At 68.9% G+C, this 17,301-nt stretch carries 16 protein-coding genes; 14 read left to right on the forward strand and 2 right to left on the reverse strand.

Features of this window, described 5'->3' with window-relative positions:
- The first annotated feature begins 9 nt into the window (after positions 1-9).
- Positions 10-975, forward strand: a complete 966-nt coding sequence (gene thrB, locus E1P53_RS20190; protein ID WP_244941243.1) for a homoserine kinase — start codon at positions 10-12, stop codon at positions 973-975.
- 526 nt (positions 976-1,501) lie between these two features.
- Complete coding sequence (gene rho / locus E1P53_RS20195) at positions 1,502-3,433, forward strand: transcription termination factor Rho (RefSeq protein ID WP_131735308.1); 1,932 nt, start codon at positions 1,502-1,504, stop codon at positions 3,431-3,433.
- A 161-nt stretch (positions 3,434-3,594) separates the two neighbouring features.
- Here the strand turns inward: rho and E1P53_RS20200 are convergent, their stop codons facing one another.
- Entirely contained in the window at positions 3,595-4,596 is a 1,002-nt protein-coding gene (locus E1P53_RS20200) for a ChuX/HutX family heme-like substrate-binding protein (RefSeq protein ID WP_131735309.1), read from the reverse strand.
- A gap of 13 nt (positions 4,597-4,609) precedes the next feature.
- A complete protein-coding gene (locus E1P53_RS20205) occupies positions 4,610-5,839 on the reverse strand; it encodes a sulfite reductase subunit alpha (RefSeq protein WP_131735310.1) in 1,230 nt (409 codons plus the stop codon).
- Positions 5,840-6,149: 310 nt separating this feature from the next.
- On the opposite strand from E1P53_RS20205, the gene rpmE reads away from it, so the two are divergent.
- The 12 genes from rpmE to atpA all read left to right on the forward strand — a co-directional run bounded on the left by rpmE (position 6,150) and on the right by atpA (position 17,264).
- A complete protein-coding gene (rpmE, locus tag E1P53_RS20210; RefSeq protein WP_006901313.1) occupies positions 6,150-6,362 on the forward strand; it encodes a 50S ribosomal protein L31 in 213 nt (70 codons plus the stop codon).
- A gap of 147 nt (positions 6,363-6,509) precedes the next feature.
- Entirely contained in the window at positions 6,510-7,586 is a 1,077-nt protein-coding gene (prfA, locus tag E1P53_RS20215) for a peptide chain release factor 1 (protein ID WP_006901314.1), read from the forward strand.
- 6 nt (positions 7,587-7,592) lie between these two features.
- Complete coding sequence (prmC, locus tag E1P53_RS20220) at positions 7,593-8,471, forward strand: peptide chain release factor N(5)-glutamine methyltransferase (RefSeq protein ID WP_131735311.1); 879 nt, start codon at positions 7,593-7,595, stop codon at positions 8,469-8,471.
- 90 nt (positions 8,472-8,561) lie between these two features.
- A complete protein-coding gene (locus E1P53_RS20225; RefSeq protein WP_131735312.1) occupies positions 8,562-9,221 on the forward strand; it encodes an L-threonylcarbamoyladenylate synthase in 660 nt (219 codons plus the stop codon).
- 64 nt (positions 9,222-9,285) lie between these two features.
- Positions 9,286-10,509, forward strand: coding sequence for a serine hydroxymethyltransferase (glyA, locus tag E1P53_RS20230; protein WP_131735406.1), 1,224 nt, complete (start codon positions 9,286-9,288; stop codon positions 10,507-10,509).
- Positions 10,510-10,569: 60 nt separating this feature from the next.
- Positions 10,570-11,772: an MraY family glycosyltransferase gene (locus tag E1P53_RS20235; protein ID WP_131735313.1), complete on the forward strand. Its 1,203-nt coding sequence runs from the start codon at positions 10,570-10,572 to the stop codon at positions 11,770-11,772.
- Positions 11,773-12,059: 287 nt separating this feature from the next.
- A complete protein-coding gene (locus E1P53_RS20240; protein WP_006901319.1) occupies positions 12,060-12,473 on the forward strand; it encodes an ATP synthase subunit I in 414 nt (137 codons plus the stop codon).
- Positions 12,470-13,219: a F0F1 ATP synthase subunit A gene (gene atpB / locus E1P53_RS20245; RefSeq protein WP_006901320.1), complete on the forward strand. Its 750-nt coding sequence runs from the start codon at positions 12,470-12,472 to the stop codon at positions 13,217-13,219. Before E1P53_RS20240 ends, atpB begins: the two co-directional genes overlap by 4 nt.
- A 133-nt stretch (positions 13,220-13,352) precedes the next feature.
- Positions 13,353-13,604 (forward strand): F0F1 ATP synthase subunit C, encoded by a 252-nt coding sequence (locus tag E1P53_RS20250; protein ID WP_006360523.1) that lies wholly within the window; start codon positions 13,353-13,355, stop codon positions 13,602-13,604.
- Between the two features lie 43 nt (positions 13,605-13,647).
- Entirely contained in the window at positions 13,648-14,136 is a 489-nt protein-coding gene (locus E1P53_RS20255; RefSeq protein WP_006901321.1) for a F0F1 ATP synthase subunit B, read from the forward strand.
- A 2-nt stretch (positions 14,137-14,138) separates the two neighbouring features.
- Positions 14,139-15,563, forward strand: a complete 1,425-nt coding sequence (locus E1P53_RS20260; protein WP_131735314.1) for a F0F1 ATP synthase subunit B/delta — start codon at positions 14,139-14,141, stop codon at positions 15,561-15,563.
- A 72-nt stretch (positions 15,564-15,635) separates the two neighbouring features.
- Positions 15,636-17,264, forward strand: coding sequence for a F0F1 ATP synthase subunit alpha (gene atpA, locus E1P53_RS20265; RefSeq protein WP_006901323.1), 1,629 nt, complete (start codon positions 15,636-15,638; stop codon positions 17,262-17,264).
- Positions 17,265-17,301 lie beyond the last annotated feature (37 nt).

Below are 17,301 nucleotides of genomic sequence, written 5' to 3' on the forward strand. Positions count from 1 at the left end.
ACCGGTGAGATGACGCAGCCCGATGAGATGGCCCGCCCCGGGGTGGCGCCTCGACAGCTCCCCGTGGGGGTGTCCACCCGCGTCCGCGTCCCGGCCTCGAGTGCCAACCTGGGACCGGGATTCGACTGCCTGGGCATCGCGCTGGGTATCTACGACGAGGTCATCGTCGAGACCATCGACTCCGGCGTCGTCCTCGACGTCGAGGGGGAGGGTTCGGCGAACGTGCCGCGGGACGATTCCCATCTCGTCGTGCGGGCCCTCCGGCGCGGCCTCGCCCACGCGGGTGTCTCCGCGCCCGGCCTGAAACTGCGCTGCGTCAACACGATCCCGCACTCACGGGGCCTGGGGTCGTCGGCCGCCGCGGCGGTGTCGGGACTCGCCGCCGCCTCCGGCCTCGTCCGGGCGGCCGGTTTCGGCGCCGGCCTGTCCGATGCCGAGCTCGTGCAGCTGTCCGGCGAGTTCGAGGGACATCCCGACAACGCGGCCGCGAGCGTGCTCGGGTCCGCGGTGGTCACCTGGACGGAGTCCGCGGACGGGGTGGACTCCTACCATGCGCACCGCCTGGCCGTGCACCCCGATGTCTGCGCGACCGTGTTCGTCCCCGACACCGAGTCGTCGACCTCGTTCACCCGCGGTCTGCTGCCGGACTCCGTCCCCCGCGAGGACGCGATCTTCAACCTCAGCCGGGCAGCGCTCGCCGTCGTGGCGCTGACCTCCGATCCGAGCAACCTGATGGCGGCCTCCGCCGATCGCCTGCACCAGCCGTACCGGGCGTCGGCAATGCTCCCGACCAGCACCCTGGTCGCCGAACTGCGCGCCCGCGGCCATGCGGCGACCGTCTCCGGCGCCGGCCCCACCGTGCTCGTGCTGGGGACCGCACCGGTGCCCGCCGACATCCGCGTCCTCGCCCAGGGCCACGGCTTCGAGACCCGCTCGGTGGCCATCGCCGGCGGCGTCGACATCACCGCGGGCTGACCGTCGGGCGTACCGACCCGGGCGGCTCGCCTGCGCACGTTTGGAGCGGGAGCAGACGGGGAATACGCGGTACGGCGACATGCGTTGGGAACAGGGTGTTCGGCGGTGTCCGCACCGACGTGCTCGGCGGTGCCCGCACCGCGTCGTCTCCGCAGTGCGACGCCCCGGCTCCGGGGAGCCCACCACGGACCACGACCTCCGATCTGTGTCCTCATTTGGCACTTTCGGCGTGTTGCCCCTATCATGCGAACGGGGTTAACATATTCTGGTCTAGCCGCGCGGGCTTGTCCTGCCGTGCTTCTCATCCATCACCGATCGGGGAACCGGTCGCATCCGGCCGGGGTCGTGGTCTCTGTCGACGGTGCCGAAGCGCGGGTGGCTCCCGAGCACGCTCGCCGCGGGACCCGAACATCATCTCTGACCGTTCACCCCCATCCGTCCAACGCGGACGGACTCCCTCGCGTACACAGCAGGGATATGTAGACCTCACACAGCTCTCGTCTGTGGGAGGAACGAAAGGACTTCCGTGACCGATACGGACCTGATCACCGCACCTGCCGAGCAGGAATCCGCGGGCTCGGCCGGCCCCGAGTCGGGGCAGACGGCCACCAAGACCCGCTCGCGCGCACGCACCGGACTCTCGGGCATGGTGCTCAGCGAACTGCGGACCGTGGCCGGTGAACTCGGCATCAAGGGCACGTCCGGCATGCGTAAGGGCGACCTGATCGCCGCGATCAAGGAGCGCCAGGCCGCCGGTGGCGCCGGCGCGAAGGCCGACGCCAAGAGCGAGTCGGCCGAGGCCAAGGCCGAGTCCCGCGGCCAGGGCGCCGAGGCCGCGTCGACGGAGGACTCCCAGCCAACCGCTGCCGAGACCTCCGAGGCCGGCCGTGGTTCGCGTCGGCGCGGCGGTGCCGCGAAGAACGAGGCCGACGAGGCATCCGGTGAGGCCAAGGGTGGCGCCGACAAGAACGAGGCCGACAACGCCAAGACCGACAAGGGCGAGGCCACCGGCGACAAGACCCCCGAGGGCAAGGGCGCCGAGGAAAAGGCCGCCGGGGACAAGGGCGCTGAAGACAAGGGCGAGGCCAAGGGCGACGCGGACAACGGCGAGCAGCGCAATCGCCGCAACCGGAACCAGAACCGCGACAACCAGAACCGTGACGGCGGCAACCGCGAGGGCGGCCAGAACCGCGACAACCGCGACGACGACGGCGAGGGCGGCAACGGCCGCCGCCGCGGACGCCGGTTCCGCGAGCGCCGTCGTGGACGTGACCGCGACAGCCAGAACGAGCCGCAGGTCTCCGAGGACGACGTCCTGCAGCCCGTTGCCGGCATCCTCGACGTCCTCGACAACTACGCATTCGTCCGGACCAGCGGATACCTCGCGGGCCCGAACGACGTCTACGTGTCGATGAACATGGTCCGCAAGTACGGGCTGCGCCGCGGTGACGCGATCACCGGCGCGGTCAAGGTGCCGCGCGAGGGCGAGCAGCAGAACCAGCGCCAGAAGTTCAACCCGCTGGTGCGGATCGACACCGTCAACGGCGGCGACGTGGAGGCCGCCAAGCGGCGGCCCGAGTTCAACAAGCTCACCCCGCTCTACCCCAACGAGCGGCTGCGGCTCGAGACCACTCCGGAGCGGCTGTCGACCCGCGTGATCGACCTGATCATGCCCATCGGCAAGGGGCAGCGCGCGCTCATCGTCTCGCCGCCGAAGGCCGGTAAGACGACGATCCTGCAGGACATCGCGAACGCGATCGCGGTGAACAACCCGGAATGCCACCTGATGGTCGTCCTCGTCGACGAGCGTCCGGAAGAGGTCACCGACATGCAGCGCTCGGTGAAGGGCGAGGTCATCGCCTCGACCTTCGACCGCCCGCCGTCAGACCACACCTCGGTCGCCGAGCTGGCCATCGAGCGTGCGAAGCGACTCGTCGAGAGCGGCAAGGACGTCGTCGTCCTGCTCGACTCGATCACCCGCCTGGGCCGCGCCTACAACAACGCCTCCCCGGCGTCGGGCCGGATCCTCTCCGGCGGCGTCGATTCGACCGCGCTCTACCCGCCGAAGCGCTTCCTCGGCGCGGCGCGCAACATCGAGAACGGCGGATCGCTGACCATCATCGCCACGGCGATGGTCGAGACCGGTTCCACCGGCGACACGGTCATCTTCGAGGAGTTCAAGGGCACCGGCAACGCCGAGCTCAAGCTCGATCGCAAGATCGCCGAGCGTCGTGTCTTCCCGGCGGTCGACGTCAATCCGTCGGGCACCCGCAAGGATGAGCTGTTGCTCTCGCCGGACGAGTTCGCCATCGTGCACAAGTTGCGGCGACTCCTGTCCGGGCTGGACTCCCAGCAGGCCATCGACCTGCTCATCAGCCAGCTCAAGAAGACCAAGACGAACGTCGAGTTCCTGATGTCGGTCCAGAAGACCGCCCCGGGAGCCGGCGGGGACGACTGAGTCCCACGAGTCGTGTGACGACGGCCCCGTTCCGCTTTCGCGGGACGGGGCCGTCGGCGTACCGGAGAGAACGCGATGCACGACGCAGGGGAGGGGTAGCGGGTCGGTCAGGAGCAGGCGCGAGAGGCATGCAGCACGCGGTGCCCTGCCCCACGACCTCGTCAGCCCGCCAGATCCCCCGCGAGCTGCTCCCAGGCGTCGTACACGGTGCGGGCCACGGGTCCGGTGCTCGTGAGGACCAGACAGCAGCGATCGTCGCGGTCGTAGAGTTCCACGGCCGCGGTCGGGCCCCAGGCGCCCTGCGACGAGGTCACCCAGCACTCGGAGACATGGTTGACGTTGACCATGACCCGTGACCTGCCGGACGCCAGCACCACCTGGCCGCGGTGTCCGCGCGCGCCGTCGAGACGGCCCTGGCGCATCTGCATGCAGCCGCGTGCCGAGGTGGCGACGGTGACGGACATACCCAGCAGGGCGGCGTGCTCGAGCGCCGCGACGACGCGGCGAGTGTCCACTCGTACCGCAGACCGGATCTGCCCGCCCGTCAGCGCACGCCGGCGGTCGAGTCCGCCGTCGGCGAGGATCGAGTCGAACATGCCGACCTGATCGTCGGGGCCGGTGTGTTCCGGGCCGATCCGACCCGGACCGGGGTCGCCGGCGTGGATCGCGAACGCGGCGCGGACCCGGTCGCCGGTGTCCGAGTCGAATCCGTCCGTTGCGGAAGAGGCTGGGGCAGAAGCGATCCCGTCGAAGCCGGGTCGGCCGGCGACGAGTGAGTCGAAAGCACTGCGGTCGGAGTCGTCGGTCAGATAGATCGCGTGCGAGGTGTTGCCGTCCGAATCGAAGAGTCGCAGCGTCGGCGGCACGTTCGCGGCGGGATCGGTGAGCAACACCGACGAGAGCCGGGACGGATTGAGCCGGACGACGATCTCGTCGCGGCCGATGCGCAGGGGGCCGCCGATCCAGGCCGGGGTGGCATGAGCGCCAACGACGTTCATCACGACCGGGCCGGCCACCGTGACGCCCACGACCCCGCCGAGCGTGTGGAGTCGCGACGCCACCGCGCCGATGTCGTGGACCACCCGGGAATTGCCGAAACCCGGTGTCCGGAGCAGGGTTTCGAGGTCGCAGGTCGACGGCAGGTGCTCGGCAGGATGGTCCACGGGCGGCAGCGGATCAGTAGACGTCGCGCTGGTAGCGGCCCGCGGAGCGGAGCGCCTCGACGTAGTCGCGGGCGCCGTCCGGGCCGAGGTCGCCGTGTTCGGCGACGATCTCGTGGAGGGCGGCGTCGACGTCGCCGGCCATGGTGGTGGCATCGCCGCACACGTAGAGGTGAGCTCCGGCCTCGAGCCACCCGAACAGGTCGGCGCCGTTCTCGCGCATGCGGTCCTGGACGTAGATCTTGTGCTCCTGGTCGCGGGAGAACGCCAGGTCGAGGCGGTCGAGCAGGCCGTCGGTGACGAAGCTGTCGAGTTCGTCGGCGTAGAGGTAGTCGGTGTCGCGGTGCTGGTCGCCGAAGAACAGCCAGTTCTGCCCGGTCGATCCGGACGCGGCGCGGTGGTGGAGGAAGCCGCGGAACGGGGCGATGCCGGTGCCCGGGCCGATCATGATGATCGCGACGTCGTCGTCGGGCAGGCGGAACGACTTGTTGGGCGTGATGAAGACGTTGACCGTGTCACCGGGGGCGCATCGATCGGCGATGTGGGTCGAGCACACCCCGCCGCGCTCGCGGCCGTCGAAGTCGTACCGCACCGTGGCCATGGTGATGTGCACGCGACCGTCGTGGACGGCGGGGCTCGACGAGATCGAGTACTCGCGGTGGGCGAGCGGACTCAGCTCCTCGAGGAGTTCCTCGGGGGTGAAGGTCGGGCCCGTGTCGAGGTTCAGCAGGTCCAGGACGTCACGCGCGGAGAGCCAGGCGTCGAGCGCCTGTGGATCGCCGGCCTCGATCAGGCGCGTCAGCTCGGGGTGGCCGGTCCGCTCGGCGACGGCCCGCGCGAGGAACTTCGACGGCGTCCCGATCTCGTAACGGGTGGTCAGCGCCTCGCGGAGGGTGTAGGTGGCCTTGCGGTCGGCGATGATCTCCTCGCCGGTGGCGCCGAGTCGCTCGATGACGAGGTCGACGAGCGCGGGGTCGTTGACGGGGGCGATGCCGATGCCGTCTCCCGGCTCGTAGGTGATCCCGCTGTCGCCGAGGGAGATCTCGACGTGGCGGACCTCCTTGGCCGACCCGGGTCCCGACATGACGGTGTTGGCGACGACCGTCGCGGGATAGGGATTGCGCCGGTTCCACGGGGAGCGGGCCGGGCGGGTCCGGCGACGTTCCGGTGCGGCGGTGGTGCTGCCAGACGGGTCGATCGGGGAGATGTCCAGGGACAGTCCGGAGCCGGTCGAGGCGTCGTACATGCAGCAAACCCTTCGTCTTCGTTGGGGAGGCAAGGCCACGGTACTCGGGGTCGAGAAGCTCTCACCAGCCGTTTCGGTGTGATCTTTCCCGCTGTTCTGCAGGGAGAACGCCGCGAATCGGACTCGAGGCCACCGGCGGGAATGCGCACGGCGGTCACGCTGTTGTGCTCTCTGCGACCGCTCGACGGGTGGGTATCGGCGATTTCCGTGCCCGAAACCCCACGTGGCATACTGAGCGGTCGAGTCCGGTTCCGGTTCACACCGTCGAGAGGCGACGGTGACCCGGCGACCACAGAAAGGGACACCAGACATGAAGCAGGGAATCCACCCCGAGTACCAGGCGACCACCGTCGTCTGCGGTTGCGGCAACACCTTCGAGACCCGCAGCACCGCTGCCAACGGCCGGATCAACGTCGAGGTCTGCTCGCAGTGCCACCCGTTCTACACCGGCAAGCAGAAGATCCTCGACACCGGCGGCCGCGTCGCCCGGTTCGAGAAGCGCTACGGCAAGCGCTCCAAGTAGGCCCCACGACGACGCCCGCCCGACGCACCAGTCGGGACGGGCGTCGTTTGTGTTTGGTCGGCTTCCCCCATCCCGGCCGGGAAAGGCGCACAGTGGTCGTGCAGGTTCTTCTCCCACCGGATTCCTTCTTCGCAAGTGAGGTTCGCAGTGAGTACGCAGAGTCCGTCGGCCATCGATGACATCCTGGCCGAGCACGCCGGTCTCGAACGTCAGCTCTCCGACCCCTCGCTGCACGACGACCCGGCGGCCGCCCGCCGGGTGGGCAAGCGCTTTGCCGAACTGGCGCCGATCATGGCGACCTACAAGAAGCTCACGGCGGCCCGCGAAGATCTCGAGGCCGCTCGCGAGCTCGCCGCCGACGATCCCTCGTTCGCCTCGGAGATCCCGGCCCTCGAGGAGAAGGTCGACGAGCTCGACGCCGCGCTGACCGACCTGCTGGCCCCGCGCGACCCGCACGACGCCGACGACGTGGTCCTCGAGATCAAGTCCGGCGCCGGCGGCGAGGAGTCGGCGTTGTTCGCCTCCGATCTCGCCCGGATGTACCTGAAGTACTGCGAACGGCGCGGCTGGAAGACCGAGGTCCTCGGCATCACCGAGTCCGATCTCGGCGGCTACAAGGAGGCGACGTTCTCCATCAAGGCCCGCGAGCCCTCCCGCGACGGCGTGTGGTCGCGCCTGAAGTTCGAGGGCGGCGTCCACCGCGTCCAGCGCGTGCCGGTCACCGAGTCGCAGGGCCGCATCCACACCTCCGCCGCGGGCGTGCTGATCTACCCGGAACCCGAGGAGATCGCCGAGGTCTCCATCGACGAGTCCGACCTGCGCATCGACGTCTATCGCTCGTCCGGCAAGGGCGGCCAGGGTGTCAACACCACCGACTCGGCGGTCCGCATCACCCACCTGCCCACCGGCATCGTCGTGACGTGCCAGAACGAGCGGTCGCAGCTGCAGAACAAGGCCCGTGCCATGCAGGTTCTCGCCGCGCGTCTGCAGGCGGCCGCCGAGGAGGAGGCCGAGGCCGCGGCCGCCGAGGGGCGTGCCGCGCAGATCCGCACGGTGGACCGCTCCGAGCGCATCCGCACCTACAACTTCCCCGAGAACCGCATCACCGATCACCGCATCGGGTACAAGGCCAACAACCTCGACGCGGTCCTCGCCGGCGACATGGACGCCCTGCTCGACGCGCTGTCGGCGGCCGACCGCCAGGCCCGCATGGAAGCCGAATAGGCGGCGATGTCGGGTGAGCCGGCCCGGGTGGCCGACGAGATCCGCGCCGCCGCGGCACGGCTCGCCGAGTCCGGCGTCGATTCGGCGCGACGCGACGCCGAGTGGCTGATGGCCCACGTGCTCGGCTGCGATCCGGGGCGCCTGGTGGTCGTCGACACCATCGCCGACCCCGAGGTGCGGGCGTTTCGGGAGGCGGTCGAACAGCGTGCACGTCGCACGCCCCTGCAGCACATCGTCGGGACCGCTGCGTTCGGGCCGCTCGAACTGGCCGTCGGCCCCGGCGTGTTCATCCCGCGCCCGGAGACCGAGTTGCTCCTGGAATGGGCCGTCGGGGTGGCGGGTTCGCTGCCGCAGGGCGCCCGGGCGGTCGACCTGTGCAGCGGCAGCGGCGCGCTCGCCCTGGGACTGGCGACGATGGCGCCGTCGGTGCGGGTCACCGCGGTCGAGATCGACGACGACGCGTTGGTCTGGTTGCGCCGCAACGTCTCCGGCGCCCCGGACGAGGTCCGCGAGCGGGTGCGGGTGCTCGCCGCCGACGCCACCGACCCGGCCCGGATCGGATCGGCGATCCCCGACGGCAGTGTTTCGCTCGTCGTCACCAACCCTCCCTATGTGCCCCTGGATGCCGAGGTGTCGGCCGAGGTGGCCCACGACCCCGCGCGCGCCGTCTACGGCGGGGACGACGGGATGTCGGTCATCCTCGGGTTGGTCCCGGTGGTCGCGTCGATGCTCGAGGTCGGGGGACAGGTGGGCATCGAGCACGACGACACCACCTCGGAGGCGGTCGTCGACTGCCTGCTGGCCCACGGCGCCTTCGACGAGGTGACGGCCCGGCGGGACCTCGCGGGGCGTCCGCGCTTCGTCACCGCACGTCGCGTCCGCTGACAGCCGTTCGACCCGCACACCGCGGCGTGATCGCGCGACGTGCCCCCGACGTGTCTCGGTCGCGGTCCTCCCACATGAAAGGATGGACGGGTGAGCACAGTTTTCGACTGCAACGATCCGCAGAGCCGTTCGGCGGGAATCCGGGCGGCCGTCGGGGCGGCGAAGGGCGGACGCCTGGTGGTCATCCCCACCGACACGCTCTACGGCATCGGTTGCGATGCCTTCGATTCCGACGCCGTCGGGGCTCTGCTCGCGGCCAAGCACCGCGGTCGTGACATGCCGGTGCCCGTCCTCGTCGGCTCCTGGCACACGATCGACGGACTGGTGTTGTCGGTTCCACAGGCCGCCCGCGACCTCATCGAGGCGTTCTGGCCGGGCGGGCTGAGCCTGGTGGTCCGCCAGGCGCCCTCGCTGGCATGGGACCTCGGCGACACCGACGGCACCGTGATGTTGCGCATGCCGCTGCACCCGGTGGCGATCGAGGTGCTGCGCGAGGTGGGGCCGATGGCGGTCTCGAGCGCGAACGTCTCCGGCCGTCCGCCGGCGACCACCGTCGAGGAGGCGCAGGAGCAGCTCGGCGACGAGGTCGCGGTCTATCTCGACGGCGGCCCCGCCTCGATCGCCCGGCCCTCCACGATCGTCGACGTCTCCGGCGGCGAGCCGCGGATCCTCCGCGAGGGCGCCATCACGACCGCCGAGATCGCCGAGGTGCTCGACGTCGATCCGTCGTCGCTGCTCCCGGGGTCATGACCGGGCGCGTCGAGGCCGCAGACGGCACGCGAGTGCGGCGGGGACGAGCATGACGGGGGAGACGATGGGAACCGGCGAGGCCACGACCGGCGATCGCCGCGTCGACGCGCTCATCGCGCGGGAGGTGCGACGTCGCGCGTCGTCGCTGCAACTGATCGCGAGCGAGACCGAACCCACTCCCGGGGTCCGTGCGGCGATGGCGTCGGTCTTCGACGCGAAATACGCTGAGGGACAACCGGGTTCGCGATTCCACGGTGGGTGCGGGGTCGTCGACGAACTCGAGGAGCTCGCGGTCGCCCGTGCCCGCGAGTTGTTCGGCGCGGGCTACGCCAACGTGCAGCCGCTGTCGGGCACCGCGGCCAATCTCGCTGTGTTCGCGGCGTTCGCGCAGCCCGGCGACCCGGTGCTCGCGCTGCGACTCGACCAGGGCGGACACCAGACCCACGGGTCCCGGGCCAATTTCTCCGGGCGCTGGTTCACCCCGTTGCACTACGCCCTGCGCGCCGACGACGAGCTCGTCGACTACGACCAGGTCCGAGAACTCGCGCTGGTCCACCGGCCGCGCCTGCTGGTGGTCGGGGCCACCTCCTACTCCCGATCGTTCGACTACCCCCTGCTGCGGCAGATCGCCGACGAGGCCGCGTGCATCCTGCTCGTCGACGCGGCGCACCTCGCCGGGCACGCCGCGGCCGGAACGCTGCCCTCGCCCGTGCCGTACGCCGACGTGGTCACCTTCTCCACCAACAAGGTCTTCCGCGGGCCGCGCGGCGGCGTCATCCTGGCCCGCGCCGAATACGAGCGGGTGCTGCGCAAGGCCGTGCATCCGTTCACGCAGGGCGGACCGTCGATGCACGCCGTCGCCGCCAAGGCGGTCGCCTTCGCCGAGAGCGCGACCGAGGACTTCGCCGCCTACGTGCGGACGACGGTCGAACTGGCGCAGGACCTGTCGGCCGAACTCGCCGTCCGCGGCCTGCGGGTCGTCTCCGGCGGCACCGACACCCACCAGGCGGTCGTCGACGTCTCGACGCTCGGCATCTCCGGGGTCGACGCCCAGCATCGCCTGTCCCGCGCCGGGATCGTCGTGGACAAGGCCGTCCTGCCCTTCGAGACCCGCCCCGTCAACGAGGGCTCGGCCATCCGCATCGGGACGCCCGTGCCCGCCGCGCTCGGCCTGACCACGGACCGGATACCCGCGCTGGCCGACGCCATGGTCGCCGCGATGTCGACGCCCGACCACGCCGAACACGATCGGATCCACCGTGAGATCTCCCTTCTCACAACCGGGTAGCGTTGTCCGGGTGTCAGCGTCAGAGTGTGCGGGATCCCGAGCCCGCGGGGTGGTGAGCCGATGAACGGCCCCGGCCTGCTGCTCGCCGCCGCCACCGACGGGGGAGGGGCGGGTGTGCCGCTGCGCGAGCTCCTGCTCGTCGGGCTGACCGCCGCCGCGATGACCTACCTGCTGACGTCCGCGGTCCGCGTCTTCGCCATCAAGGCGGGCGCCGTCGCCGTGCCGCGCGTGCGGGACGTGCACGTCATCCCGACCCCGCGGCTCGGCGGTCTCGGCATGTTCGGCGGGGTGGTGGCCGGCATCGCGCTCGCCGCGAACCTCCCGGCGCTCAACCGGGGCTTCGCCTATACCACCGACATGACCGCGGTGATCGCCGCCGGAACCGTGATCGTCCTGGTCGGCGTCGTCGACGACCGATGGGGCCTCGACGCGCTGACGAAGTTCGTCGGGCAACTCACCGCCGCCGGGGTCCTCGTGCTGCTGGGGATCAGCTGGATACAGCTACCGGTTCCCTTCGCCGACATCGGAACCGTCGTGCTCGACCCGTTGCAGGCGGGTCTGCTCACCGTGGCGATCACGGTGGCCACGATCAACGCGATCAACTTCGTCGACGGCCTCGACGGTCTCGCCGCGGGACTCGGCCTCATCGCGGCGTCGGCGATCTGCATGTTCTCGCTCGGTCTGCTCCGCGACCAGGGTGGCGACGTCAGTTACTACCCGCCGGCGCTCATCTCGGTGGCCCTCGCCGGCGCGTGCCTCGGCTTCCTGCCGCACAACTTCTCCCCGGCCCGCATCTTCATGGGGGATTCCGGCGCGATGCTCATCGGCCTGATGCTCGCCGCGGCGTCGACGAGCGCCTCGGGCCGCATCGCGGTCAACGCCTACGGGCCGGCCGACCTCTTCACCCTGCTGTCGCCGCTCATCCTCGTCGCGGCCGTCGTCTTCATCCCGATGCTCGACATGCTGCTGGCCGTGATCCGGCGGACCAGGGCGGGAGTCGGCTTCTACACGCCGGACAAGATGCACCTGCACCACCGCCTGCTCGAGCTGGGGCATTCGCAACGGCGGGTCGCGCTCATCATCTATCTCTGGGTGGGTGTGCTGGCGTTCTCGGCGGCGGCGAGCACCCTCTTCCCGCTGTCGGTCGTCGCGCCGGTCTTCGCCGCGGGCCTCGTCGTCGCCCTGCTGGCGACGATGGCGCCGCGGCTGGCGCGCCGGCTCGCCGAGTTCCGCACCCGCGGGTTGGCCGACCGCTCCGCCTGATTCCCGGCTCGGTGCTGGTCAGTGCGATGATCCGGGGTCCGAGGGTGGGAGAACGACCCATTGGTAAGGGAACCATAAGACCGTGTACTATCAGCCGTAGTAGTCGCGGGAAAGGGGACTGTCCGGACTCCACGGACGGTCGGCCCACCGCGACGCATACCCCCCGGTGATCCACCTGGGAGGGTGTTGGTAGGGTCACACCGGACGAGCTGAGCAGCCTCTGGGCTGCTGCCTGCTCATGGGTGCCCCGCGCCGTCGGTACGGATCTGAGAGCTGAGGAGAGGGACATGGCCACATCTGCCCCTGATTCGGCTCCCGTCTATCCGCAGGCGCCGACCGGCCTTCGTCGTCCGGCGATCATCGCCGGCGGCATCACTCTGGTGGTCGCGGTGGTCTCGATTCTCGTCGGGCATCCGCTCTTCGCAGTGTTCTTCCTGCTCGGAGTCGCGGCAATCCTCGTCAACGCACTGCTCGTGAAGCGTGCTGTCGACACGGTCACCGCCGAGCTGAACCCCCGCAAGACCGCACTTGCTCTCAACTCCGCCATGCGCCTGGGTGCCATCACGGTACTCGCGCTGCTGGCGGCGTTTCTGGTCCAACCCGACGGGTTGGGCGCGATGTTCGGACTCGCCATCGGCCAGGTGGTCTTGGTGCTGAACACGGTCATTCCGGTGATGAAAGGACTTCGTAGCCAACCATGACGACCGCCTTCTACCTTGCTGCAGAGGATGGCGAACCAGCCATTCAGGTGGGGCATTACACCAAGTTCGAGCTTTTCGGGCTGACCTTCAACCTCGAGACCATCATCGCCACGTGCATCGCGGCGCTGATCATGCTCCTGCTGGCTTTCTATCTGAAGTCCAAGGTCACCTCGACCGGCGTCCCCTCCGGCGTCCAGCTGTTCTGGGAGGCCGTGACGATCCAGATGCGTCAGCAGGTCGAGAGCGCCATCGGCATGAAGGTCGCGCCTTACGTCCTTCCGCTGGCGGTCTCGCTGTTCACCTTCATCCTGATCTCGAACTGGCTGTCGATCCTCCCGGTCCAGGTCGGCCATCACGAGATCCTCAAGCCGCCCGCAGCGGACGTGAACTTCGCCTACGCGCTCGCGGTCTTCGTCTTCATCTGGTACCAGATCGCCGGCTTCCGGGCCCGTGGTCTGCTGGGCCACCCGCTGCGCATCGTCAAGGGCCACGTGGCATTCCTCGCGCCGATCAACATCATCGAGGAGTTCACCAAGCCGATCTCGCTGTCGCTCCGACTCTTCGGCAACGTCTTCGCCGGCAGCATGATGGTCGCCCTGATCGCGCTGTTCCCGCCGTACATCATGTGGGCGCCGAATGCGATCTGGAAGTCCTTCGAGCTCTTCGTGGGTCTGATCCAGGCATTCATCTTCGCCCTGCTGACGATCCTCTACTTCTCCCAGTCGATGGAGACCGAGGACCACTGACCCGCCCGCGAGGGCACCTCGTGGCCACCCGGCCGCGACCCACAATCACACATGACCGACCTGCGTCGGCGCCTGCCGTCGCAGCCGAAGACCTGGCACACCAGATGTCAGCAACCGAAAGGGAAATATCACAATGGATCCTTACATTGGCCTCGGCGCACTCATCGGTGGCGGCCTGATCATGGCCGGTGGCGCCGTTGGTGCCGGTATCGGTAACGGTCTGGCCGGTAGCCAGCTCATCGCCGGTATCGCTCGCCAGCCGGAGGCACAGGGTCGTCTCTTCACCCCGTTCTTCATCACCGTCGGTCTGGTCGAGGCGGCGTACTTCATCAACCTGGCCTTCATGGCGCTCTTCGTGTTCGCCACCCCGATCAGCGCCGGCTGATCCAGCTCCCCTTGTCGCCGAGTAGAAACGACACCTCCCCACAATGACGCTTGCTGCAGAGAACTTCCTACTTCCCAATGGAACGTTCTTCGTTGTCCTGCTCATCTTCGTGATTTTGCTGCTGGTCATCCGCAAGTTCGTGGTTCCACCGATTCAGCAGGTCCTCGAGGAGCGGGACGAGATGATCCGCCGCACCTCCGATGACAATCGGGCTGCCGCCGCCGAATTCGAGGACGCGGACGTCCAGTTCCGTGAACTCCTGAAGGAGGCTCGCGGTGAGGCCACTGCCACGCGCGACGCGGCTCGCGCGCAGGGCCGGGAACAGCTCAACGAGATGAAGCAGCGAGCGACCGCCGAGGCCGATGCCGCCCTGCAGTCGACCAGCGCAGAGCTGGCGGCTCAGGGTGAGCAGGCCGCCTCGACGGCTGCGGCCGATGTGGACGCACTCGCCCGTACTCTCGCGGCGCGTGTTCTCGGTGTCGACTCGGCCTCTATCACGGACACCCGATCGACGAGCGGAGCGGTGAACTAGAAATGGCTGCTGCCAACACTGAAACTGAATCCGACCAGGGACCCATCGGGACCTGGCTCCACGACATCGGTGCCGCTTTCGACTGGCAGATCTTCGTCGCTCAGCTCGTCGGCTTCGCCGTCATCCTCTTCCTCCTGTGGAAGTTCGTCCGCCCGCCCGTGCAGAAGATGATGCGGGACCGGCAGGACACGGTGCGTGCGCAGCTCGCCGAGGCGGAGGCCGCCAAGCAGCGCGTCGCCGAAGCGAAGAAGGCACATGAGAAGGCCGTTGCCGAGGCCAAGGCCGAGGCCGTGCAGATGCAGAAGGATGCGGCGGCCGACGCCGAGAACATCGCTGCCGACATGCGCGCCCAGGCCGATCACGAGGTCAAGCGCATCACCGAACACGGGCGAGCCCAGGTTGCCCAGGTGCGTGCCAACCTCGTCCGTCAGCTGCGTGCCGACCTCGGCCTCGCTGCCATCGACCGGGCCGGCGAGATCGTCCGCGGCCACCTGTCCGACAGCTCGGCCCAGGCCGCCAGCATCGACCGGGTGATCGGCGAGCTCGAGCAGATGGCCTCGAGCGCATCGAACACGGTTCCGTCCAGCGCCAAGCTGGTCGGCCTGCATTCGATGCGTGCCGCCAGCCGTGACTCGGCGCTCGCGGTCGCCGACAAGTTCGACGAGCTCGCCAAGGACCTCGACAGCGCTGCGCTGACCGCTGCGGGCGACGATCTGACCGCCGTCGTCAACTTCCTCGGTGACAACCCGGTGCTGCGCAAGCGCCTGGTCGAGGACGACAACGTCGCGGGCAAGAAGCAGTTGGTCCACAACCTCCTCGACGGCAAGGTCGCCCCCATCGTTGTCGAGGTCGTCGCGGAGGCCGCCGTTCAGCGGTGGTCCTCGGCCGGCGATCTGATCGCCGCACTGCGTCGCCAGAACACCCTCATCGTGCTGACCGCCGCCGAGCGTGACGGTGTGATCGAGCAGGTCGAAGACGAGCTGTTCCGGGTCAGCCGCATCCTGGAGGCCAACCCGCAGCTGGCCACGCTGCTGTCGGACTACAACAAGGACGCCGACAAGCGAGTCGACCTCCTGCAGAAGCTGGTCGGCGAGAAGGTCGGCAGCCACACCTGGTCGCTGCTCTCGTCGACCGTTCGCCTGCTGCACGGCCAGGCGGCCGACATCGCGGTGGATCAGCTGGCCGAGCTGGCCGCTGCCCGTCGCGGAGAGGCCGTCGCACACGTCGAGTCGGCCGCGCCCCTCACGGATGCGCAGGTCGCACGCCTCTCGACCGTCCTCAGCGGGATCTACGGTCGCACGATCTCGGTGCAGACCGAGGTCAAGCCGGAGCTGCTCGGCGGGCTGCGCATCAGCGTCGGCGACGAGGTCATCGACGCCGACGTCGCCACCCGGCTGGCGAAGGCGGCCGAGACCCTGCCGCGCTGACGCCATCCAGATCACCCGAACACACCAAGCCGTATAAAGCCACAGAGCTAATCAAGGAAAGACGAGAACCCCATGGCGGAGTTGACGATCTCACCAGAAGAGATTAAGGGAGCGATCGAGCAGTATGTCTCGTCGTTCGATGCCGAGGCCTCCCGCGAGGAGGTGGGCATCGTCACCGACACATCGGACGGTATCGCGCACGTCAGCGGGCTGCCCGGCGCGATGGCCAACGAGCTGCTTCAGTTCGAGGGCGGCGTGCTCGGCGTGGCCCTGAACCTCGAAGAGGACGAGATCGGCGCCGTCATCCTCGGTGACTACGAGACCCTGGAAGAGGGCCAGCAGGTCAGCCGTACCGGCGACGTGCTGTCGGTCCCGGTCGGCGACAAGTTCCTCGGCCGCGTCGTGGATCCGCTCGGCAAGCCGATCGACGGCCTGGGCGACATCGAGGCCGAGGAGCGTCGCGTCCTCGAGCTCCAGGCCGCCACCGTGCTCGAGCGCCAGCCGGTCGAGGAGTCCCTCGCCACCGGTATCAAGGCCATCGACGCCATGACCGCGATCGGCCGCGGCCAGCGTCAGCTGATCATCGGTGACCGCAAGACCGGTAAGACCGCGGTCTGCATCGACGCGATCCTGAACCAGAAGGCGAACTGGGAGACCGGCGACCCGACCAAGCAGGTGCGCTGCATCTATGTCGCGATCGGCCAGAAGGGCTCGACCATCGCCGGCGTCAAGGCCGCCCTCGACGAGGCCGGTGCGATGGAGTACACCACCATCGTCGCGGCCCCCGCGTCGGACTCGGCCGGCTTCAAGTGGCTCGCTCCCTACACCGGTTCGGCCATCGGCCAGCACTGGATGTACCAGGGCAAGCACGTCCTCATCGTCTTCGACGACCTGACCAAGCAGGCCGAGGCCTACCGTGCGATCTCGCTGCTGCTGCGCCGCCCGCCGGGCCGCGAGGCATACCCGGGCGACGTCTTCTACCTGCACTCCCGTCTGCTGGAGCGTTGCGCGAAGCTGTCGGACGAGATGGGCGGCGGCTCGATGACCGGTCTGCCGATCATCGAGACCAAGGCCAACGACGTCTCGGCGTTCATCCCGACCAACGTCATCTCGATCACCGACGGCCAGGTCTTCCTCGAGTCCGACCTGTTCAACAAGGGCGTCCGTCCCGCCATCAACGTCGGTACCTCGGTGTCGCGCGTCGGTGGTGCCGCGCAGACCAAGGGCCTGAAGAAGGTCTCGGGTTCGCTGCGTCTGGAGCTCGCCCAGTTCCGTGAGCTGGAGGCCTTCTCGGCCTTCGCCTCCGACCTCGACGACGCCTCGAAGGCCCAGCTCGAGCGTGGCGCCCGTTGGGTGGAGATGCTCAAGCAGGACCAGTACAGCCCCTTCTCGGTCGAGGACGAGATCATCTCGATCTACCTCTGCTCCGAGGGCTACTACGACTCGGTTCCGGTCGATGACATCCGCAACTTCGAGACGCAGCTGCTCAGCCACCTGCATCACGCCGCCAAGGGTGTCTACGACTCGATCGCCGGCGGGCAGGTGCTGACCGACGACCAGGCTGAGATCCTGGGTGCCGAGGTCGACAAGTTCAAGAAGGGTTACCTCACCCACGACGGCAAGCGCGTGGTCAACGAGGCCGCGGCCGAGGCAATGGATGCCGAGGACGTCGAGAACGAAGAGATCAAGATCCGCAAGTGATCTCGGACGTCAACGGACATTGCGATAAGGAAGGGGT

The sequence above is a fragment of the Gordonia paraffinivorans genome (assembly GCF_900683595.1).
In the GTDB taxonomy this organism is placed as follows: Bacteria; Actinomycetota; Actinomycetes; order Mycobacteriales; family Mycobacteriaceae; genus Gordonia; species Gordonia paraffinivorans.